Source organism: Xanthobacter sediminis (assembly GCF_043195015.1).
Classification (GTDB): Bacteria; Pseudomonadota; Alphaproteobacteria; order Rhizobiales; family Xanthobacteraceae; genus Xanthobacter.
The window spans coordinates 1-220 of sequence record NZ_JBAFWH010000072.1 but is presented as its reverse complement, the minus strand read 5'-3'; the positions used below and the strand labels follow the sequence as shown (position 1 = coordinate 220).

Below are 220 nucleotides of genomic sequence, written 5' to 3'. Positions count from 1 at the left end.
TTCCAAGATGGATTCCGAGGGCCAGAAGCGCATGGCGGCCCTACACGGCGGCCGCCGCGACCGGCTGGTGGTGGCGCCGAACCTGTGGGCGGGCGTGGGCCTCGTGCGCGGCGGGGCCGGCACCGCGCTGGTGGGCGACCCCGAGCAGATCGCCGCGCGGCTGCGCGAGTACCAGGCGCTGGGCGTCGACACCTTCGTGCTGTCGGGCTACCCGCACCTT

The 220-nt window shown here is 74.5% G+C and carries 1 protein-coding gene; it reads left to right on the top strand.

What is annotated here, in order from left to right:
- Positions 1 to 220: LLM class flavin-dependent oxidoreductase (locus V5F61_RS21245; RefSeq protein WP_394104095.1), on the top strand; the 220-nt coding region annotated here is incomplete at both ends.